General features: G+C 40.5%; 19 protein-coding genes. 9 read left to right on the top strand and 10 right to left on the bottom strand.

Annotated features, from left to right (window positions below; genetic code table 11):
- The first annotated feature begins 101 nt into the window (after positions 1 to 101).
- The 3 genes from alaS to csrA all read left to right on the top strand — a co-directional run bounded on the left by alaS (position 102) and on the right by csrA (position 4,640).
- Positions 102 to 2,792: an alanine--tRNA ligase gene (gene alaS / locus NDN11_RS06450; protein WP_251111129.1), complete on the top strand. Its 2,691-nt coding sequence runs from the start codon at positions 102 to 104 to the stop codon at positions 2,790 to 2,792.
- Positions 2,793 to 2,858: 66 nt separating this feature from the next.
- The gene (locus NDN11_RS06445; protein WP_167248312.1) at positions 2,859 to 4,139 is read left to right on the top strand and encodes an aspartate kinase; all 1,281 of its coding nucleotides are present in this window, start codon (positions 2,859 to 2,861) and stop codon (positions 4,137 to 4,139) included.
- Positions 4,140 to 4,376: 237 nt separating this feature from the next.
- Entirely contained in the window at positions 4,377 to 4,640 is a 264-nt protein-coding gene (csrA, locus tag NDN11_RS06440; RefSeq protein ID WP_004805969.1) for a carbon storage regulator CsrA, read from the top strand.
- Between the two features lie 57 nt (positions 4,641 to 4,697).
- Here csrA and rnhB read toward each other — a convergent pair whose 3' ends face one another.
- A complete protein-coding gene (rnhB, locus tag NDN11_RS06435; RefSeq protein WP_251111128.1) occupies positions 4,698 to 5,264 on the bottom strand; it encodes a ribonuclease HII in 567 nt (188 codons plus the stop codon).
- A gap of 39 nt (positions 5,265 to 5,303) precedes the next feature.
- Positions 5,304 to 5,687 carry a hypothetical protein gene (locus NDN11_RS06430; RefSeq protein ID WP_167248310.1) on the bottom strand — a complete coding sequence of 128 codons (384 nt, stop codon included), beginning with the start codon at positions 5,685 to 5,687 and terminating at the stop codon, positions 5,304 to 5,306.
- Positions 5,688 to 5,906: 219 nt separating this feature from the next.
- Here NDN11_RS06430 and NDN11_RS06425 point away from each other — a divergent pair, with 219 nt between their 5' ends.
- Entirely contained in the window at positions 5,907 to 6,461 is a 555-nt protein-coding gene (locus tag NDN11_RS06425; RefSeq protein WP_251111127.1) for a cytochrome b, read from the top strand.
- A 43-nt stretch (positions 6,462 to 6,504) separates the two neighbouring features.
- On the opposite strand, the gene NDN11_RS06420 is transcribed toward NDN11_RS06425, so the two are convergent.
- From NDN11_RS06420 to NDN11_RS06405, 4 genes are all read right to left on the bottom strand, one after another.
- Entirely contained in the window at positions 6,505 to 7,503 is a 999-nt protein-coding gene (locus NDN11_RS06420) for an adenosine deaminase (protein ID WP_251111126.1), read from the bottom strand.
- Between the two features lie 115 nt (positions 7,504 to 7,618).
- Complete coding sequence (locus tag NDN11_RS06415) at positions 7,619 to 8,938, bottom strand: NCS2 family permease (protein WP_004805960.1); 1,320 nt, start codon at positions 8,936 to 8,938, stop codon at positions 7,619 to 7,621.
- Positions 8,939 to 9,264: 326 nt separating this feature from the next.
- Complete coding sequence (locus NDN11_RS06410) at positions 9,265 to 9,450, bottom strand: hypothetical protein (protein ID WP_167248307.1); 186 nt, start codon at positions 9,448 to 9,450, stop codon at positions 9,265 to 9,267.
- Between the two features lie 318 nt (positions 9,451 to 9,768).
- The gene (locus NDN11_RS06405) at positions 9,769 to 11,979 is read right to left on the bottom strand and encodes a TonB-dependent receptor (RefSeq protein WP_251111125.1); all 2,211 of its coding nucleotides are present in this window, start codon (positions 11,977 to 11,979) and stop codon (positions 9,769 to 9,771) included.
- Positions 11,980 to 12,264: 285 nt separating this feature from the next.
- Here NDN11_RS06405 and NDN11_RS06400 point away from each other — a divergent pair, with 285 nt between their 5' ends.
- Positions 12,265 to 14,337 (top strand): TonB-dependent receptor plug domain-containing protein, encoded by a 2,073-nt coding sequence (locus tag NDN11_RS06400; protein ID WP_251111124.1) that lies wholly within the window; start codon positions 12,265 to 12,267, stop codon positions 14,335 to 14,337.
- Between the two features lie 158 nt (positions 14,338 to 14,495).
- A complete protein-coding gene (locus NDN11_RS06395) occupies positions 14,496 to 14,717 on the top strand; it encodes a DUF6500 family protein (RefSeq protein WP_251111123.1) in 222 nt (73 codons plus the stop codon).
- On the opposite strand, the gene NDN11_RS06390 is transcribed toward NDN11_RS06395, so the two are convergent.
- From NDN11_RS06390 to NDN11_RS06380, 3 genes are read right to left on the bottom strand one after another with little or no spacing between them, the layout of a single operon-like run.
- Positions 14,714 to 16,183, bottom strand: coding sequence for a sulfite reductase subunit alpha (locus NDN11_RS06390; protein ID WP_251111122.1), 1,470 nt, complete (start codon positions 16,181 to 16,183; stop codon positions 14,714 to 14,716). The genes NDN11_RS06395 and NDN11_RS06390 overlap by 4 nt on opposite strands.
- A gap of 9 nt (positions 16,184 to 16,192) precedes the next feature.
- On the bottom strand, positions 16,193 to 16,783 hold the full coding sequence (locus tag NDN11_RS06385) for a PepSY-associated TM helix domain-containing protein (protein ID WP_251111121.1): 591 nt from the start codon (positions 16,781 to 16,783) through the stop codon (positions 16,193 to 16,195).
- A 33-nt stretch (positions 16,784 to 16,816) separates the two neighbouring features.
- Complete coding sequence (locus tag NDN11_RS06380) at positions 16,817 to 18,388, bottom strand: DUF2271 domain-containing protein (protein ID WP_251111120.1); 1,572 nt, start codon at positions 18,386 to 18,388, stop codon at positions 16,817 to 16,819.
- A gap of 312 nt (positions 18,389 to 18,700) precedes the next feature.
- On the opposite strand from NDN11_RS06380, the gene NDN11_RS06375 reads away from it, so the two are divergent.
- The 3 genes from NDN11_RS06375 to NDN11_RS06365 all read left to right on the top strand — a co-directional run bounded on the left by NDN11_RS06375 (position 18,701) and on the right by NDN11_RS06365 (position 21,434).
- The gene (locus NDN11_RS06375) at positions 18,701 to 19,588 is read left to right on the top strand and encodes a DUF4198 domain-containing protein (RefSeq protein WP_251111119.1); all 888 of its coding nucleotides are present in this window, start codon (positions 18,701 to 18,703) and stop codon (positions 19,586 to 19,588) included.
- Between the two features lie 123 nt (positions 19,589 to 19,711).
- Positions 19,712 to 20,713, top strand: coding sequence for an AraC family transcriptional regulator (locus NDN11_RS06370; protein ID WP_251111118.1), 1,002 nt, complete (start codon positions 19,712 to 19,714; stop codon positions 20,711 to 20,713).
- 97 nt (positions 20,714 to 20,810) lie between these two features.
- Complete coding sequence (locus NDN11_RS06365; RefSeq protein ID WP_251111117.1) at positions 20,811 to 21,434, top strand: sterol desaturase family protein; 624 nt, start codon at positions 20,811 to 20,813, stop codon at positions 21,432 to 21,434.
- Positions 21,435 to 21,500: 66 nt separating this feature from the next.
- Here NDN11_RS06365 and NDN11_RS06360 read toward each other — a convergent pair whose 3' ends face one another.
- The gene (locus NDN11_RS06360) at positions 21,501 to 21,833 is read right to left on the bottom strand and encodes a DMT family transporter (RefSeq protein ID WP_167248296.1); all 333 of its coding nucleotides are present in this window, start codon (positions 21,831 to 21,833) and stop codon (positions 21,501 to 21,503) included.
- Between the last annotated feature and the right edge of the window lie 20 nt (positions 21,834 to 21,853).

Here is a 21,853-nt window from a genome sequence, read left to right as displayed (position 1 = left end):
CCTTTAAAATCTATGCCACGCAATGGGTTCGATTGTAGAACATCAAAAACAACGGACTTTGTTGCATATAGCCAAATTCAAAATTATGGAGTGTCTTGGTTGTGAGTACTCGCTTTATGACATCAGCTGAAATCCGTGAAGCCTTTTTGCGTTATTTCGAATCGCAAGGCCATACACGTGTTGCTTCGAGTTCTCTCGTTCCTGCCAACGACCCAACTTTGCTGTTTACCAATGCTGGTATGAACCAGTTTAAAGATTGTTTCTTAGGTTTAGAAAAACGCGACTATGTCCGTGCTGTTTCATCACAAAAATGTGTTCGTGCCGGTGGTAAACACAACGACCTCGATAACGTCGGTTATACCGCGCGCCACCACACTTTCTTTGAAATGTTAGGCAACTTCTCCTTTGGTGATTATTTCAAACGTGATGCGTTGAAATTTGCTTGGGATTTCTTAACTAGCGAACAATGGTTAGCCCTCCCGAAAGATCGTTTATATGCGACGGTTTATCATACTGATGATGAAGCGTTTGAGATCTGGAATAAAGAAATCGGCTTAGACGCGGATCGTATTATCCGTATCGGTGATAACAAAGGCGGAAAATACGCATCAGATAACTTCTGGGCAATGGGTGATACAGGTCCTTGTGGTCCATGTTCTGAAATTTTCTTTGACCACGGTGACCACATTTGGGGTGGTTTGCCAGGTACACCAGAAGAAGATGGCGACCGTTTCATCGAAATCTGGAACAACGTTTTCATGCAGTTCAACCGTACTGCTGATGGTGTTATGCACCCTCTTCCAGCGCCTTCTGTTGATACAGGTATGGGCTTGGAACGTATCTCTGCTGTTTTACAACACGTTAATTCAAACTATGAAATTGACTTGTTCCAGCACTTATTAAAAGCAGCCGCTGAAATCATTGGTTTAGATACCACTGCAATTGAAGCTGAAGCGAAAGCACAAAATAAACCAGTTGAATATCCAGCATCATTAAAAGTCATTGCTGACCATGCACGTTCATGTTCATTCTTGATTGCTGACGGTGTAAATCCTTCAAATGAAGGCCGTGGTTATGTGTTACGTCGTATCATTCGTCGTGCCGTACGTCATGGTAACAAGCTAGGTGCAACAGGTTCATTCTTCTATAAGATGTTACAGCCACTGATTGAAGTCATGGGTGAAGCATATCCTGAACTTGCAGCTCAACAAGCACGCATCGAAGCACAACTGCTTAAAGAAGAAGAGCAATTCGCTAAAACACTTGAGCAAGGCTTGAAGTTGTTAGAAGGTGAATTAGCGCAACTGAAAGGCAATGTGATTGCTGGTGAAACCGTATTTAAACTTTACGATACTTACGGCTTCCCAACAGATTTAACTGCTGATATCGCACGTGAACGTGATCTCACGATTGACGAAGCTGGCTTCGAAGTTGAAATGGCAGCACAACGCCAACGCGCACGTGATGCAGGTAAATTCGCAGTTGACTACAACAGCATTGTGAAAGTTGAAGGCGAAACCCAATTTGACGGTTATGATGCAACTCAAGGCCAAGGTCAAATTGTTGCAATCTATAAAGATGGCGTGCAAGTTGATGAAATCAACGAAGGTGACGAAGCGCTTATCGTATTGAACCAAACTCCTTTCTATGCAGAAAGCGGTGGTCAAATCGGTGATACAGGTATCTTCAAAAACGATACAGGTATCTTCGAGGTACAAGATACTAAAAAATCTGGCGGTGCTTTTGTCCATCAGGGTATCGTGACCATGGGTAGCCTAAAAGCAGCTCAGAATGTTGAAGCTACCGTTAAAGCAGACATTCGTGCAGCAACAGCGCGTAATCACTCAGCGACTCACCTTCTACATGCGGCTTTACGTCAAATTCTGGGTGAGCATGTACAACAAAAAGGTTCTTTGGTTGCAAGCGATATTTTACGTTTTGACTTTGCCAATGACCAACCTGTGTCATTTGAACAATTGCAACAGATTGAACGTTTAGTCAATGCCGAAGTCATTGCCAATAGCCCTGTAACAACTGAATTACTTGATATTGAATCAGCGAAAGCCAAAGGCGCAATGATGCTGTTCGGTGAGAAGTATGGCGAAGAAGTTCGCGTACTGTCTATGGGTTCTATTATTGAAGAGAAAAACTTCTCTATCGAACTTTGTGGCGGTATTCACGTTAAGCGTACGGGTGATATTGGTCTATTTAAAATCACTTCTGAAGGTGGTGTTGCTGCGGGTGTTCGTCGTATTGAAGCCGTGACTGGCAGCAAAGCGCTTGAAGTAGTTCAAAAAGCAGAAACAGATATCCAAATCATCAACGGTTTGTTGAAAGCGCAAAAAGACCAAACTGTAGAGAAAGTTGAAGCAATTGTTGAAACTGCTTCTAGCCTACAAAAGCAAATCGAACAATTGAATCAAAAATTAGCCAGCTTCCAAGCGGCTGAACTTTTAGATCAAGTGAAAGAAATTGCAGGTCGTCAAACGCTTATCACATCGGTAAAAGGTTTAGATGCCAAATCATTACGCAATCTTCATGACAGCGTAAAATCAAAATTAGAAGATGCAGTCATTATTTTAGCTGGTGTTGAAGGTGATAAAGTGAGTTTAATCGCTTCCGTCGCTAAACAATACGCTGCAACTCTAAAAGCAGGTGACATCATCAAACACTTGGCTCAAGAGCTTGGTGGTAAAGGTGGTGGTAAACCTGACTTAGCACAAGGTGGCGCGCCACTTAACGAGAAGTTTGATCAAGTCATTGCAGCATTACCTGCTTGGCTTGAGCAGTAATAAAGACTTCACTTTTGTGTAACTGACCCTGATGCCTCTCAGGGTCATGGCTTATATGGAACAACTATGGCATTAATCGTTCAAAAATATGGCGGTACCTCTATGGGTACTCCTGAGCGCATTTTAAATGTTGCTCATCGTGTCAAGCGTTGGCATGATCATGGCCACAAGGTGGTCGTGGTTGTATCAGCAATGAGTGGTGAAACTAACCGCTTACTTGCGCTTGCCAAAGCCATTACCAGCACCCCTGACCCACGTGAATTAGATCAAATGGTGTCAACGGGTGAACAAGTAACGATTTCCATGTTAGCGATGGCACTGAATTCAATTGGTGTAGAAGCTAAATCATATACAGGTCGTCAAGTTGGTATTAAAACTGACAGCGCGTTTACCAAAGCACGTATTGAATCAATTGATACTGATGTAATGACCGCTGATTTAGATGCGGGCCGTGTCATCGTTGTCGCTGGTTTCCAAGGTTATGATGCCAATGGCAATATCACCACTCTAGGTCGTGGTGGTTCTGATACTTCAGGCGTTGCGCTTGCAGCAGCACTAAAAGCCGATGAATGCCAAATTTATACCGATGTAGATGGTGTTTATACCACCGATCCTCGTGTAGCGCCTAAAGCGAAGAAAGTTGACCGTATTTCTTTTGAAGAAATGCTAGAAATGGCATCTTTAGGTTCGAAAGTTTTACAAATTCGCTCTGTTGAATTCGCAGGCAAATATCAAGTGCCATTACGTGTATTATCGAGCTTTGATAACGATAATGATGGCGCATTTGATGAAGATTTCAAACAAAACGTAGGCACACTAATTACGACTGAGGCGGAAGACGATATGGAACAACCAATCATCGCAGGTATTGCATTTAACCGTGACGAAGCAAAACTCACTATTTTAGGTGTTCCTGACGAGCCAGGTATCGCCTCTAAAATCTTGTCTCCGATCAGTAATGCCAACATCGAAGTGGATATGATTATCCAAAATGTTGAAGAAGACGGCACAACCGATTTTACTTTTACTGTAAATCGTAATGACTTGGCAAAAGCAAAAGCGATTTTAGAGCAAACTGCAAACAGCATTGATGGTTGTGAAGTTGTGACACGTGATGACATCGTAAAAGTGTCTATCGTTGGTGTTGGTATGCGCTCTCATGCAGGTGTAGCGAGCAAAATGTTCACTGCATTAGCTGAAGAAAGCATTAATATTCTCATGATTTCTACATCAGAAATCAAAGTTTCGGTAATCATCGAAGAAAACTATTTAGAGTTGGCAGTTCGTTGTTTACATACAGCTTTTGGCCTAGATCGTGAACACGGCGAAAGCAGTGCACGCGCTTAATTAATAGCTGCTTAAACATATTTACTCGCAAGTAAATAAGAAAAAAAACAGAGCCACTATAGTTTTTCTTATAGTGGCTCTGTTATATTAGCCTTGAGGTTTTTAAAAAGACTCTCACAGAACTTACGAAAAAAAATGTTTTTTACATATTTCTGTTAGAGTTTTCTGTATATTAGGCTGTGCTTTCAAACAATGAATTCCCTGTCGCAAGTTTAAGCGTCTAGCAAGGAGATAAACATGCTGATTCTGACCCGTCGTGTCGGAGAAACATTAATGATTGGGGATCAAGTCAGTGTTACTGTGCTTGGCGTAAAAGGCAATCAGGTGCGTATTGGTGTAAATGCTCCAAAAGAAGTTTCTGTGCATCGTGAGGAAATTTACCAACGTATCCAACATGAACGTGCCATGCATGAGCATCTGCAACATCTTGATCAAGATTACCAACATTCTTATGAAGAAGAGAATAATGATTTTTCTCAACATAATAACTTCAATCGTTAATATGCCGCATTCTTCTCGAATGATTAAAGCGACTAAAATTAGTCGCTTTAATTGTTTTTACAGCCCTAATGCCTTCTTGACAGGTGCATAACTACGACGGTGTTGGTCAATGACACCATGAGCAGCAATCGCTTCAAAATGTGCTTTAGTTGGATAACCTTTGTGTTTGGCAAAGCCATAATCAGGATATTGCTGATCTAACTCATGCATTTGACGGTCACGCGTCACCTTAGCCAAAATACTGGCCGCACTAATTTCTGCATGGCTAGCATCCCCACCCACAATCGCTTCACATGGAATCGTAATACCTTTAGGAATCTGATTACCATCCACGATTACTTTTGCTGGAGAAGTTGCCAACCCTTCTACTGCACGACGCATTGCAATAAATGTTGCTTGTAAAATATTAAATTCATCAATTTCAGCATGGGTTGCTTCAGCAATTGACCAAGCTAAAGCTTTTTCTTGAATCTCCAAGAACAGCTTTTCCCGTTTTTTTTCGGTTAACTTTTTAGAATCATTTAAACCCTCAATCGGGTTATTCGGATCTAAAATGACTGCGGCAGCAACAACGGAACCCACCAATGGTCCTCGCCCTGCCTCATCTACACCAGCAACTCTCATAAAAAAATCTCTAAAGGCCGATGACTCAGCCTTATCTTATTAACCTACTTTCTTGAAAGTTTCAGCCACACAAGCATTTACAGTTTGAGAAACCACTTGAGTTACAATCGTCGCACGCGCTGTCGGATCAATCGCTGCTGTCGCTAATTCAACTGCGGTTACGCTGTTTGGCGCTTTTTCACTGACACAGCCACACACTTCAGTTTGAATATTTTCACGCTGTTCTGCGGTCATTACGCGTGTCGCAGTTTTCCATGCTGGTAGTGTATTAATCTCATTAATACATTTGGCATTTACAGCAACTTTTAACGCAGCCATACCTAACTGCTGTGAAGTTGTACCCACTGAGTTATTTCCATCTGGAGTAACACAGCCTGTTAAAGCTAAAACAACAGGAGCAACAATAAGTACCAACTTTTTCATGATTTCTATTCCGTATCTAAATTTTGGCAGGCGTATTGTGCCTAAATGACACGTTTTATGATATGACCCTGTGCTATCTTTACATAATATAACAATGATAAATGATTTATAAGCACTACAACGTTCCACTCGTAAAACGCTCCGTTACATTTACACTGTATGAGCAGGAAAAAGTGCTATCTAAAATCAAAGAACTCATATCACAGCTAGGATGTTGCGATGTCAACCTCAGCACAATATTACACACGCACTGCGCAAGTTTTACATTGGCTCATGGCTGCTATTTTTATCATTGCTTGGCTTATCGGTTTTTATAGTGGCAATTTTCTCAGCTACGATGCCGATGGGAGTTTCAAAGGAACAGTCATTACCCTACATAAAAATATAGCAACCACCATTATCTTCTTAGTCGTTATCCGTATTTTTTGGCGCTACACCCACCCTGCACCTGAATTACCAAATACCATGTCACCAACAATGAAAATGTTGGCACATGTCGGGCATTTATTCCTCTACCTCATGCTGCTAGCACTACCAATCACAGGCTGTCTATTTAGCTGGAGTGCTGGACATCCTGCTCCTATTTTATACTTATTTGAAATTCCACGTTTAGTACAAGATAATCCTGAATTATTGGCTATCGTTAAACCTTTACATATTTACTTGTCATGGTTTGCAGGTCTCCTCGTTGCAGGGCATGCTTTGGCTGCCATCAAACATCACCTAATTGACAAAGATAATGTCTTACTCAGTATGTTACGCCAGCCTAAATAAACCTTAAGACAGAAAAAAAACCGCTTTACGCGGTTTTTTTTATTTAGATCTTTTTCACTTCTGCAATCCACTTTTGCTTTTCTTCATCCGAAATGAATGAAGCTTCAAAAGAATTAATTGCCAATTGCTTTAATTCATCATTGCTTAAATCCAACGCTTGCTGAATTGCAACGAAGTTATCATTCATATAACCACCGAAATATGAAGGATCATCTGAGTTCACAGTGACATGTACGCCCTGTTGCAACAAACGTCGAATGTTGTGCTCAGCCATGTCTTTTACAACACAAAGCTTTAAGTTACTTAAAGGACAAACTGTTAAAGGCATTTTCTCAGCGATTAAGCGCGCCATTAAGCTTTCATCTTCTTCAGAACGCACACCATGATCAATACGGTTTACTTTTAACAAGTCTAAAGCTTCCCAGATATACTCTGGTGGACCTTCTTCACCCGCATGTGCCACGATCAAGAAGCCAGCTTCACGGGCTTTAGCAAATACACGCTCAAATTTCGCTGGAGGATGCCCAACTTCACTTGAGTCTAAACCGATCGCAATAATGTCATCTTTGAATGGCAATGCTTGTTCAAGCGTTTCAAATGCTTTCTCTTCGCTTAAATGGCGCAAGAAACACATAATCAACTGAGAACTAATTCCCAACTTTTCTTGTGCATCTTTACAAGCACGTTTTAAACCAGCAAGCACGGTTGCAAATTCAACCCCACGTTCAGTATGCGTTTGTGGATCGAAGAACATTTCGGTATGTACCACACGATCTTCAGCACACTTTTCAAAATATGCCCAAGCAAGATCATAGAAATCTTGTTCAAGCACAAGCACATTTGCGCCTGCATAATAAATATCTAAAAAAGATTGAAGATTATGAAAGTTATAGGCTTGCTTCACTTCTTCAACCGATTGATAAGGAATCTGAATCTGATTACGCTGTGCAATAGCAAACATCAGTTCTGGTTCAAAAGTCCCTTCAATATGCACATGCAATTCGGCTTTGGGTAAAGCACGAATCAGCTCGATTTGATTCATATTAACTCCACGTCTAAAGAAAAAAGGGTGTTATCGAAATAACGCCCTTTTAGGCTCTCTTCACAATGAGCTGCAAACACATACAGCTCAAGAAGAAAATGATAAAAGAATTTGCTTAGCCGCCAAATGCAACAAACTTGAATACCCACAGTGCCGCAATAATCCAGACCATATAAGGAACTGTCTTTGCTTTTCCTGTCAGTAATTTAACCAATGCATAGCTGATAAAGCCCATCGCGATACCATCTGCAATTGAATAGGTAAATGGCATAAACACGATGGTTAAAAATGCAGGAACGGCTTCTGTAATGTCATCCCAATCGATATGTGTGATCCCTTGGATCATCAACACACCAATGAATAACAATGCAGGTGCTGTCGCGAAACCTGGAACAGATTGAGCCAATGGCGCCAAAAACAAGCAACCAATGAATAGGAATGCAACAACAACCGCAGTTAAACCCGTACGTCCACCAGCCGCAACACCAGAAGCTGACTCAATATAAGGCGTTGTAGACGATGTACCTAAAGCGGCGCCTGCGACAATTGCTGTTGAATCTGCAAATAATGCTTTTTTCAAACGTGGCAATTTACCATCTTGAAGTAAACCTGCACGATGCGACACACCCACCAGCGTACCTGTACTGTCAAATAAATCGACAATAAAGAAGACAAAAATGACCCCAACCATACTAGCGGTAAATAGACCTTCAAAGTCCATTTGCATAAAGGTAGGTGCTAGAGAAGGAACTTGACCAACAACGCCCTTAAACTCATTTAAGCCCATTGCGGTTGCAATTGCAGTTACAACTAAAATACTGAGAATGATCGCACCACGCACTTTAAACTGATGCAAAACCACAATCATTAAAAAGCCGAACAGTGCCAACAATACCGTTGGTTGCTTGATATCGCCCAGACCCACCAAAGTCGCTGGATTATCAACAATAATGCCTGCATTTTTCAGTGCAATTAGGGCTAGGAATAAACCAATACCGCCACCAATTGCGAATTTCAGTGACATTGGAATCGCATTGACAATCGCTTCACGAATTTTAAAGAAGCTAATCGCAAGGAATACCAAACCTGACACAAAAACTGCGGCTAGAGCAGTTTGCCAAGGCACGCCCATGCCTAAACAAACGGAATAGGTAAAATAAGCATTTAAGCCCATACCAGGTGCCAGTGCGATTGGGTAGTTCGCAATAATCCCCATGACCAAACACCCAATTGCCGCAGCCAAACAGGTCGCAACAAACACGGCACCATGATCCATGCCAGTTTCAGAAAGAATGAGTGGGTTTACAATGATGATGTAACACATCGTCAAGAATGTAGTTACACCTGCTAGAACTTCCGTTCTAAAGTTGGTTTTGTTTTCGCTCAACTTAAATAAGCGTTCCAACAAACCAGCCGAAGCATTAGGCGTTGTCATAACATAGCACCTGTTGAAATCTAAGATCGTAGAATGTGAAATCTATACGTTTGTGTTTGCAATCTTTTTTGAATGTACACAAAAATGTATACAAGGCTAAAAGCAATCTATATGCCAGCTTTGCACTTGTTACACAGAAGATATGTATAAATTCGATTCCGATATCAAAACGTAAAAAGCCGCATATCAAGATGCAGCTTTTTATTTAATGGTAAATATTTTAACAGATTCTACTCAAAACTTGAGTATCACAATACAAAAAAAGCGTATTTCACGATCAATCTCAGACGATTGAATCAGCAATGACCTTTTAGCACCACACAAAACTACTGATTACGCTGATAAGAGGATAAATGCGTATGTTGGTTATGCTGTATCGTATTCAAGCTGTTTTCGGCATCTTGAACAATTTTCATGAGCTCTTGGCGTTTCTTAGTTTGGGCATCGACATAGGCGACATAACCCAAAATAAATACAGAGAAAACCAAAGCGATCGCAATTTTAATCTTCATTATTATTATCTCTATTATAAAGTTTTCTTTAATGCTAACAAAAAAGACTGAAAAGGAGAACAAAAACGCATATTAAAATCACAAATGATAACCACATCACAATTATACAGTTATTCTAATAAGTTTTTGCTTAATTTTCACTCAATCAAATATTAGAATATTCCAGTTTTTTTAGCAATGCCATTTTATATAATTCAATAAGATAGATTAAAACTATATCTTTAAAATTAAAAATTTTTTCATTTTCATGATGTAAAAAACAAAAAGCACTTTTGCCTTAGCAAAAGTGCTCATCTTTACATTGATGTTTTTTTGGGATTAGAACTGATAGTTCAAACGCACCAAGAAGTTGCGTGGTGTACCTGGCATAGACGGATCTCTCCAGTATTCTTTATCGGTGATGTTGTTTACAGCAACTGTTGCTCCCCAACGTTCATCTTTATAACCAATAGCGGCATCTAAACGTGTCCAACCTTCAATTTTCGCTGTGTTCGCATCATTTGTATAGAAAGATCCAACATATGTTGCACCAAGCTCTCCATAAACTTTTTCAGTTGGTAAATAACGAACAAATAGATTACCCGTATTCTCAGATACCTTTGCCAACTGATTGTCTTTCAAACGAGATGCTTCAGGAACATTGCTACGAACGTCCTTATTCCATTTAGCATCCGTATAACCATAGCCACCACGAACAAATAAATTATCCATCACTCGGCCAATAAAGCTAAACTCTAACCCTTTTGAACGCTGTTGTTGACCAACGGCCCATTGTTCAGGATGCTTAACTTCATCAGGACGATAACGAATATTGTTTTTTGTAATATCATAAATTGAGAATTGAGTATTTAATCTATCATTCAACCAATCACTTTTAACCCCAATTTCATACTGTTCATTGTATTGTGGTTCAGCATCGTAAACACCAGGGCTTTGAGTTGGATCAATACTAATCATTCCTCGGCCACCATATGGCGCAAAGCTCTTGCTATAAGAGGCATAAAAACTTTGGCTCTCAATAGGCTGCCACACAAATCCCATATTCGGGCTAAACGTTTCACCATCATATGACTGCTTCTTATCGGTCATCATATTATGTGTTTTAAACTCAAATTGATCGTATCGTGCTCCAAGCATCATTTTAATGGTTGGAGTTAAACTTACTAAGTCTTGAATAAAAATAGCTTTATTTTCTGCATTATGTTGACTATAAGACGTCATTGGTGTCCGACCAACCGTCTGACTGAATAACGGAGAAGCATAATTATCATTAGGGTTGTGCGGGTTAATATATCCGTAATATTTACCTGCATATTGACCGCTCGAATAGTTCCCCAATTTTGGATCTCTATCTTCATGCGTCCAATCACTGCCTACCATGATGTTATGTTCAAATGACCCCGTTTTGAATTTACCAGTAATATCAAAAGTATTCATTACAGTTTTATTCATGGTCTCTTGCCAAGCATAGCTTTGACGGAGGTAGCCATTCCAATCACATTTCGCAGGCTTACTTTCTAAAGTCAAATTATTATCGCAATAGGTTCCACCAAAGAAATTATCAAAGTTTTGATATGCTTGGCGATAACTCGCAGCCCAATGGAATTTCCAATCTGGTGCAAACTCGTATTTCACATCAGTACGAATTGTTTGTAATTCATCTTCAATAAAATCAGAGCTACGCGCAAAAGCATTTTTAATAGAAACACCCTTTGGTAAATTTTCATATGACGGACCACGATCAGGTGTACGATCTAATCTGTCATAGGTATATTGCGTCGTCCAAAGCAACTTCTCATCATCACTACGATAGGTCACACTTGGAGAAATCATTTCAATTTGTGAACCAATACCTGAGCGAAAGCTATTGGTATCAGCTTTTTCACCAGTTAGACGAATAGCCCAATTATCTGTTAGAACCTGATTAAAATCTAAGGTCCCCCCGATGTTTTCATATGAACCAGCATAGACTCCAACTGAACTTTTAGAGTCAAAATTGGCAAATTTGGTAACCATATTGATCACACCACCGCCAGCACCACGACCATAAAGTACAGAAGCAGGTCCTTTTAAAATCTCAATACGCTCCACATTCGCAGTACTACGACGTAATTGCCCACTTTCACGAACACCATCACGATAGATATCCCCTTCATCCGCTTTAAAACCACGAAGTGAAATTCCATCACCACGTGTATCGTAATTTGTGGATACACCTGGCGTGCCTTGTAGCATGACACTTAAATCATTTGCGCCATAGATTTTGTATTTTTGCACATCAATGGTATCGACAGTCTGTGGAATATCTTTTTTCTTAAGGCCATTACGTGTCACACTTGCCTGATCATAATCAATATAACTTTTGATCGGATCAAGCTCACTCATCGCTTCAATTTTAATGGTTGGCATCACTGCCGTTGGTGCAACTGTCTCATTGGCAAATGCATACTGTGCTTGCAATAGCATCATGGTTAACAAGCTAACTTTAAAAATAGGCTTGTGATGCATATTTGAAGGTAAAGAACTCATAAAATTTCTCAAAAAAACTCAGACAAAAATTAAAAAAATATTAAAAATAAAAAAACGCTACAATTTTAATAAAAATCATTCTCATTTTCACCTACTTTTGCACTATTTTTTGAATTTTAAGTTTACTTATTGCTCATATAGAATTTTGGCTATTTTCCCTATCAAGCTTATTGATGATAAAAATATTTTTAAATCTTTGAGTTATCGGCACTAAATTCCATTTTTCTACACAATTGTACATTAGGCTACACAGAAAATAATTTGATCATTTTTTGGGGGTCTAGGATGAAATATGCTGTTTATTGTGGAAAACTGAGTGTGCTTAGTTCAGCCTTACTCAGTATAAGTGCTTCAATGTTTGCTGCCGAACCCGTTACTGAGAGTTCCGCACCCACAGTATCCGAGTCAAGTCCCCAGGTTTTACCTACCCTTTCATTCAAGGCTTCAGCCGAACCAAAAAAAGCAAAAGATGATGATATTAGTGCTGTCCCTAAAACCATCATTACCCAAGAAGAAATGCTGCAATATGGCGACCAGTCTGTGATGGATGCTTTACGACGTGCTGCTGGCTTTCAAATCCCTGCTTTTGGCCAAGGCCCACGCGGTGGTGGTGGTGCTTCAGGCATGCGTTTCCGTGGTGGTGGTGCGCCAACATTTTTAGTCAATGGCGAGCCTGTGCAAGGTGGCCCACGCGGTGGTATGTCAGTCATTGACACCATTAGCCCTGAAATGATTGAACGTATTGAAGTGGTCAAACAACCGAGTGTTGCTCAAGCTTCTGTTGCATCATCAGCGGTGATCAATATTATTTTAAAAGAACCTCTGGATACCCGTTTAAATGGCTCAGTGAAACTTGGCTATGGCTTACGTGATAGTGGTGAACAACAATCTGAACGCAAGCAAATCAACATTCAAGCAGATGGTCGTGAAAACCAGTGGTCATATAGCATTTCAGCCAATCAAATGTGGATGGATAATACTTCGATTACCAAAACTGAAACCGCAACAGGAACACGCGAACAACTTCGTACCACCAACCGCACCATGCAAATGTTTTCACCACGTTTGCAATACGATCTCGATGATCAGCAAAAGTTGATTGCAGAATTGTTCTATCGCAATATCAAAATGGATGGTTATTCAACCAATCAAACTCAAGATGATAAGAACGATAGTATTCGCTTAAATACGCGTTATGAGCGTAAGGACAAAGACCTGAGTGATAAAATCCGCCTATCTGTCGAACGTCAAACGGAAACCCAGCTCACGCGCTCGCCACAAAATACAATTTATACCGATGAAACAGTAAATGAGTACGGTCTTGCCTATGATGGCGTTCGTAAATTAGATAAAGACCGTCAAATTAAATTTGGTTTTGATACCCGCAGCAACGAACTCGATAGCAATGTGAGCAAAAGCCTCGATGAACAACGCTATGCTGTTTATGGTGAGGGTAGCTGGCGTTTTACAGACCGCCAAACAGTGACTTTAGGTGCGCGTCAGGAATGGCTGAATCGTTCAGGCTTGGTTGATTATCAAGATCAACATTTAAGTCCTGTTTTGGCCTATCGCTTTGACCTGACTGAGCAATGGTCAATTCAAACCAACTTGAGCCAAGCTTTTAAGAGCCCGAATACCGATCGGCTGATTCCGAATGTGACTGTCTCTACAGATAGTGATGCTGGGAGCTTGAATAATCCTGATCGCGGTGGTAATCCAAACCTAAAGCCTGAAAAAATCCGTGCTGCTGAATCGACCCTCGCCTATGACTCTGCGAGTGGTGGAGTGAGTGTTACAGCGTATCATCGCGAAATTAAAGACTACATTGAAAAAGTCATTGCACTTGAAGGCTCACGTTATGTAGAACGTCCACAAAACCAAGATCAAGCGACCACTTATGGTGTTGAATTCTCAGGACGCTACGCACTCAAACAAACAGAAGCTGGACATGCATTTATGCTCAACGGGCAAGTGTCAACGATTCGTGCCAAGATTGAAGATGGACAACATAATGAACGTTTGGTCAGTGATGTTGCCCCTTATAATGCCAGTGCTGGTATGTCTTATAGTTACAAGCCTTGGCAACTATCGACCAGTATAAACGTCAGTTACACACCTGAATTTACCCGTGCTTTAGATGGCCAACCTTATGATCGCACCACCAATGAGCGTTTTAGTTTAGATTTAAGTGCAACTAAACGCTTTACACATGGTTGGGCAGCGAGTCTTAATCTAAATAACATTTTGAGTACCAACTATAAAGAGCGCCTTACCAACCAAACGGATGGCAGCTTATATCAGGCGAGAACCAATGAAAGTATTCCTTCATTACAGTTTAGCCTTGAGAAAAAATTCTAATTTTCTAACGCTTTTAAATGATTGAAGCATCAAGAGTCAGCTTATCTCAAGCTGACTTTTTTAATTTCAAAAACAAATATTAAAACTAAATGATGGCACTCGCGTATGTTTAGGGTGCTATGATCTGCACCCAATTCTAATTAGCTACTTAAAACAAGATGAAAACCGAATTAAAAGCAAAAATCATCCATGTCTGCAATGAAAAAATCGCCAAAAAAGGCAGCAATGTAGGACTTTCATTTTATGCTTTCTTCGCCAATAAAAATGATAATCCTGAACTTCTCATGGAGGCTGCTGAATGGTGGATCATGGAACATCGACTGGATCACTTTGAAAAAGCCAGCAAAATTAAAGCACTGGTTTTAGCTGAATCCGATTAATAAACATCTCGCTGGTAGCGTTGTTCCTGTTTGAGTTGCTCCACCAAATCAAGCCCTAAAACCTCTTTTAATGCCTGATCAACGCCACCCGCCATTCCCTTGAGGCTACCACAGACATAAATTGCTGCACCCTGTGCAACCCAAGTCTGTAATCGAGCGGATTGAGCTTTTAAACAGTCTTGTACATAGATTTTCTCAGCTTGGTCACGCGAAAATGCATAATCGACTTGATCGAGAAAACCATGTTGCTGCCAATAGTGAATTTCCGTCTGATAAAGATGATCAAATTGCTGCTGTCTTTCACCAAAAATCAACCAGTTTTGCTTATAACCCCAATGCTCTCTCTGGCGTAAATGTGCCAGTAAACCCGCAATCCCCGTACCATTTCCAATCAAGATCAAAGGCCTTGCATCATACGGCAAATGGAAACTTGGATTATGACGAATATGAGCCTGTAAAATTTGGTCTTGCTGCAAGCCTTGTGTCAGCCAGCCAGAACCTAAACCCAGACCTGTTTCCGTATGTTGCTGCCTGACAACTAACTCGATAAAACCATTTTCAGCCAAGCTTGCAATGGAATATTCACGTTTGGGTAAGTACTCAAATTGTGCCATCCACTGCTCAAAAGATTGCTCTGCTTTGGTTGGCAATTTTCTTAAATTCAGGGTGTTTAATTGAGTGGTCAACTCAGAAGTAATCTGTTGTTGTTGAGATTGCAAAAACGCCTCAATATCATCCAGATTGTTTTCGCATTGGATCTCTAAAATATCACCTGATGACCAGACCAAATCTTCATCACCAATCAATTGAACTTTATAAATAGGTTCGCCAATACTGCCTTTATTTAAACACTGCCGATGTGCAAACTTTAATTGCAGCATCTGCTCAGAATGGGTTAAATCACTGAATTGCATCGAGGTCAGTTGCTCTAAACTACTCAACCATTGTTCCAAATCACGGCTATTCAGCTGGTCTACCAAAACTGTATCAAATAGAGCTTGTGCCTGTTGTTGAACTAACCATTGTTCTAATCGCTGCCCGAACTGACAAAAGTTAGCATAGCGTCGGTCTCCCAATGCCAATATTGCAAAAGATAAATGGGATAAATCTAAGCCTTGAGTAAAAGCTTTATTCACAAAGGATTGTGCACTATCAGGTGCATCCCCTTCACCATAGGTACTGACCACCCATAAAATTCGCTGTTGTTCAGTTAAATCATTAATACTCAGATCTTGAATATTCCTAACCACAATCTGATCATCAACTAAACGTAATTGTTCAGCGGTATGCCTCGCCCAGATTTCAGCATGTCCAGACTGACTGGCATAGACCACCAAATAAGAGGGATGCGATTGTAGCGATGATTTTGAATTTCTTTGCTGCAAATATAGCCACGCAATGACAAAAAGATGCAGACTCAATAATATTGCCAATATAGCAATAACCATCAGCACAGCCTGAGTCATGATGTCACCTTAAATGGCAAACCAAATGAGTAAAATAATTGCCGCTAGACTGCCTGCTGTGAGCAGCAAATGCGTAATTAAGCGGGTTTTAATAGTGAGAAATAAAATATAGCCAGCGAGGGACAATAAAATGATGATGATCGCACTGATATCAATTAACCAATGCCATGTTGCACCGACATTCTTACCACGATGCAAATCATTCAATAAAGACACAGTGGTTGCTGGTTTTTGGGTAATTTCAACTTCACCTTGATCCATCAGTACCCAAAGATCTGTTGAACCTGCTGGACTCTCCAAACGAATCATCACCTCCCCATCCATCACTTCACTACTTTTATAGCGCCCAATCAATGAATGCTTGTCACGAACAAAATCCAGAATCACCTGACTTGGATTTTCTTGTTTCTGAATTGCACTCACAAAGGCTGGTGGCAACGTAATTTTCGTTATTTGCTCATCATTAGATGATTTAAACCAATCAGGATTATTCAGAAATAGCCCAGTTGCAGCAAAAAAAATCAGTGCGATGAAAGCAAATGCAGAGAGCCAGCCATGCACATAGCGTGCATGGCGGTAAAAATCACGACGTTGATACAAGAGATAAGCCTCGTAAATAAGTAGGGCTTGTAATTAAGCACCACGTTGGAAGTTTAATTTCAGCGTACCAATCTCGGCCTGTGCAGGAAGTGTTTTTGTTACAGGCTTAGGGCCAACCTCTAACTCAAAGCTTTGATAAGAATGATCGCCATGCTCGCGAGAGGTTTCAATATGAATTAAATATTTACCTGCATCCACAGCTTTGCCTGCTTCATCTTTACCATCCCAAGCCAAACGATACTGTCCTGGTTGACGTGATGGCTTAGCCACTGCATCTAAATTTGGCATTTGGCGGCCATAACGACGCCACCATACATAATTTGAGTTCAGCCACTTCTCATCTTTGCCCCAAACTGCAAGCGTGCGAACTAATTTTTTATCGCTGTCAGTCACCCAAACGGACACATAAGGTGCACGATAATTATCGACAGCAAGTTTTGGAATATTCACTTCAATTTGAGCCTGATAACCTTTAGGCCAAGCCGTTGCTGCACCATTTGCAGCCACATGTCGCATGATCGCAGGCTGATTGGCATCTAAAAGCGTAGACCAACCTGAACTTTGATAACTGCTGCCATCACTCGCAACCAACTGGGCTTCAAAACCAACCAATTGTTCAATCAGCTGCATGCCTTCATAAGGCGACATTGCAGTTAAAGCCGTTGCCAAAGCATCTGCATCTGCAGCACACTGCCCAACGACGACACATTGCTCAACGGTTTGAATTGGCATACCTGTTTGCGGATTGAGCAAATGCGATTGACCCGCCAATGAACGGTAACCTTGACCACTAAAAGCAACAGCTTGATCTTTAATATTTAAAACTAGTGTTGGTGCTGTATTATCAAAGCGTTCATTCGGATCTTGAATACCAATTTTCCAGCCCGCTTGTTGTGGTGATTGACCCCACACTCGCATATCACCACCAATATCGATCAAAATCCCCTGTAAATGCGGCACGGCTTGTTTAGCGGCAATCAGGGCACGATCAATTACATAGCCTTTTGCGTATGCATCTGGTGCAATTTTGACAGCTGAATCAAGCTTAATCTGTTTGGTTTTTGGATTTAACTCAATACTCTGTGTCTTTAACTGGCGTAATAAAGCTTCTTGGGTTTGATCATCCAGGCTTTGCACGTGATTGCTGTTTTCCCAAAGCTGAATAAGCTGACCTAAACGTGCATCAAAACCTCCACAGGTTGCACTGCGCCACTGCTCACAAGCAGCAATCACTTCATACAGCTCAGGGGAAGCCACAATCTGTTGTTCACGATTGAGTTGACTGATTTCGCTGTCATCACGCCACACCGATAAAATCTTGTCCAATCGTGCTACTTCGTTCTGAATTGCCTGTAATGCCTTTTCTGCATCTTTTTGATGTGCAGTGGTTACAACAACATCTAAAGAAGTTCCTAAAATATGATCTTGATGAAAACTATAGCTTGGCGTCTGAATTGGAGCCTGTAATATCTGAGAATCTTTAACACTGCTTTCATTGGCCTGTGCTACGGTAATTGGCGACATAAATACAGCAATTGCTGCCATCAACGGTGATAAACGAAATATGATGTGAATTGGACGAAAAACTTGTTGCGTTGATGACATCGTTAAGGTTCCTTTTCTCAGATTTACCTAAGCCAAAACATGCACTTTATAAAAGCAAATGGCTTGGTCTCACGCTTGAATTACAGCCAAAAGAACATGAAAGTGAAATCATTTTATTTTCAATAAAATCAAAAACATTACATTCATTTGAGATACACATAGGGAGAAAAATAACGTGTTCATCTTTAGATGTCTAATGGCTTAAAAACGATTAAAAATTTATCGAAATAATATTGCAACTGATACTCGTTATCAAGTAGATTGTAGCAATTCTTTTGCATTTTTGTTTATTTCTCTTTTAAGGAATTCTTCATGCGCCATCTGCTTACTGTTGCCTTATTTTCTGCACTACCAACATTCAGTTTTGCTCACACAGCAAGCCCTTTTTTATTGCCAGAAGTATTCGACAGCAAAGCAGATAACGTCAGCTTTCAAAGTGGAATCACTGTAGAAAAATTCTTTGTTCCAAGCCGTAACTTTAAAACAGATTATCAGGTTACGACGCCAGAAGGAAAAACTGAGATCATTAAAGCAGCAGCAGAATTAAAAAAATTCAATATCGCTGAAGTCAATTTAACCACGGATGGCACCTATCGCCTTCGCACGCAAAATGCGACTGGCAACCCAACGAAATATGCATTGATTGATGGTCGTTGGTTACGTGTTCGCCCTCAACGCCCTGCGAATGCAAACCCGATGCCGCCACAAGGTAATAATGCAGAGCAAAAAGCACCTCAAACACCAGCAAATCAACCACCTCGTTTTATTGCTGAAGACCAAATTCCTGCAAATGCAAAAACGGCTCAAACCATCAACACTTATATTGCTGAAAGTTTTATCACTAAGGGTAAACCAAGTGCTGTACCTACAGTGACCAATAAAGGTTTTGAATTCAAATTTATCACCCATCCAAACGAGCTATATGCTGGCGAATCCTTTAAAGCACAGGTGCTCATGGATGGTAAACCTGTTCCAAATTTAGAAGTTGATGTGTTTAAAGGTGCCAGCAGTTACCAACCCAATGCAAAACGTGATCAACCGCATGTCAAAACTGACGCCAAAGGTGAAGTTGAAGTGAAATTCAATGAAGCAGGTATTTATCTCATTACCACTGCTTATCCTGAAGCGAATACCGACAACACCAAACAACCGATCGCTCAATCTTATACATACAGCGTGACCGTTGAAGTGACTGAATAAGCCTTTTGATCAAGGTACTTATCAGCGTATAAGTACCTTTCCCCTTTTTGATTTAGTTGCAATCCATTTCTATCTTAAAAATAACAGCGTATATTGTTTTAAAACTCGTACTTACCTTGTTTTATGACTTCAAAAAAAACCAGTGATGCAGGCATCTTTTTATGGATGGTTTATCAAACCATGCAAAAAATGAATTTAGATGCCGCTGCCATATTTGCCCGTGTTCATTTACCTGATCAGCCACCTGATAAATTCGTACGTCGTGACAACGCCACACAGCAACGCTTTTGGCAAGCCGCACAACAAATTAGTGATGATCCCGATATTGGTTTACATGTTGGTCACAATGTCCCACCCTTTCGCGGACAAGTGATTGAATATCTTTTTCTGAGTAGTGCAACATTTGGGGAAGGCCTCAAACGAACCATTCGATATCAGGCCTTACTCACTGACGCCATGTCTTTTGAATTAAAAATCAAAGAAGATAATACTACTTATATTTCAGGTCTAAATCATCCTGTTCGACATTATCTAGAATGCGCAATCGGCATTCTACTCAATTTCTTTAAATATATTAGTGATGAAACATTTTCACCACTTGAAATCGGTTTGCCGTATCTAGACGGAGCAGATCAACAGGAATACCAGAAAATATGGGGGTGTCCTGTCAAATTCGGTCAAGATAATGGTTACATTTGCTTTGATTCAGCACAATTGACGACACCCTCTGCTGCTCATGAACCTGAATTATTAAAAGTACATGAACATCATGCTGCATCACAACTTGAGCTATTAAACAAACACCAACTTATAAACGAAATCGAAAAAATCTTGGCCAGTGGTTTATTAGAGTCTGGAGAGTTTGATCAAAACATCATTGCTGAGTATTTGGGACGTAGCACTCGTAGCTTAAGAGCAGATCTACAATTGTTAAATACCAGCTATGAAAAGGTTATTGCGCATTATCGTGAACGTCTTGCGCGTCGTTTACTCTCACAGACACAGGAAAGTATTGATCAAATTGTTTATCTCACAGGGTTTTCTGAGCCCTCAGCATTTTCAAGGGCATTTAAACGCTGGACTGGTGAGACCCCAAGTGCATATCGACAACGTAAACAAACTTAAATTGATTGGATAGGCAGCTTAAAACTGTCAGATCAGTCAAAACTTTTTACTCTTCTCTTTTTAAAATCCGATCTATGTTAAACGAGGTAATCCAAGCATGATCGGTTTTCCAGTAGGCGTCTTTGTCGCAAATGGTATGGAGTGGTATTTCCACAAAGTCTGGTTACACGAATTTCCAAGCAAAAATAGAAACAGTCCGTTCTTTACCCATATTGCGCATCACAAACGTGCTCGCTTAAATGGCTTTCATGATGAAGGCTATGCGGAGTCGATGTTTAAAAATTCTGAGATGTACAATGAAAAATCGGCACTCATCGGCTTAGCAGCTGCATCCACCATTTTTCTACCGATTGCACCGTTCTTTACCGCGGGCTTGTACTATGGCATTTGGAATTATTGGAAAGTACATGCCAAATCACACCTAGATCCAGAGTTCGCTAAAAAACGGATTCCTTGGCATTATGACCATCACATGACCAGTAACCAAAATGCGAACTGGTGTGTGACCAAGCCATGGTTTGATTACATTATGGGAACGCGAGTCATGACCAATGTATCGGTCACGGAAACCAATCCATTGGCGATCAACATGCCGAAGTGGTTGGAAAAAAGAGTGAATCGCATAGCACGTCGGTTATTACCGAAAGCCTATGCTCAAATTGATGCCAATACACAATTTGATCAACAGAATTTAAAACAAGGGATTGAGGTAGCGTTATAAATACACTGCAGTAGAATATTAAATCAAACCGAGTTATGCATGACTCGGTTTTTTATTATTGGAAAGTTAATGTGAGCTGGTTTTAGACAGTAAATTAAGGATCAGTACACCACTCATGATCAAGACAATCCCAATGATCCCCCAGACATCCAGCTTTTGGTCAAATACAAACCAAGCCACGGTGGTAATCAACACAATTCCAACACCAGACCAAATCGCATAAGCAACGCCTACAGGAATTGTCTTTAAGGTTAAAGACAAACAATAAAATGCAACTACGTAGCCAACTACAACTACGATAGAAGCAACAGGTTTGGTAAAACCTTCACTGCTTTTTAAGGCAGAGGTTGCGATCACTTCCGCAGTAATAGCAATGAATAAAATTATCCAATTGTTCATTCACCTATCTCCTACGATCA

The organism is Acinetobacter sp. C26M (assembly GCF_023702675.1).
Classification (GTDB): domain Bacteria; phylum Pseudomonadota; class Gammaproteobacteria; order Pseudomonadales; family Moraxellaceae; genus Acinetobacter.
Note: the sequence above shows the minus strand (reverse complement) of the source record. Positions and strands in the feature narration are given on the sequence as shown.